Below are 257 nucleotides of genomic sequence, written 5' to 3' on the forward strand. Positions count from 1 at the left end.
TATGGCGGAGGAAGAGGGATTCGAACCCCCGCGGGCTTTGACACCCCTGTCGGTTTTCAAGACCGATCCCTTCAGCCAGACTTGGGTATTCCTCCGTATAGTGGTGGACCTTGTAGGACTCGAACCTACGACCGGACGGTTATGAGCCGTCTGCTCTAACCAACTGAGCTAAAGGTCCATTGGTAGCGGCGGAGGGGATCGAACCCCCGACCTCACGGGTATGAACCGTACGCTCTAGCCAGCTGAGCTACACCGCC

Annotated in this window: 3 tRNA genes; all 3 read right to left on the minus strand. The window is 58.0% G+C overall.

The features are described from left to right. Positions 1-2 precede the first annotated feature (2 nt). Positions 3-95 (minus strand) — tRNA-Ser (locus tag SB658_RS25370). Positions 96-101: 6 nt separating this feature from the next. After that, positions 102-178: transfer RNA gene (locus tag SB658_RS25375), tRNA-Ile, on the minus strand. A gap of 2 nt (positions 179-180) precedes the next feature. After that, positions 181-257, minus strand: a tRNA-Met gene (locus SB658_RS25380).

Origin of the sequence: Bacillus sp. SIMBA_008, assembly GCF_046535495.1 — a bacterium.
Taxonomy (GTDB): Bacteria; Bacillota; Bacilli; order Bacillales; family Bacillaceae; genus Bacillus; species Bacillus subtilis.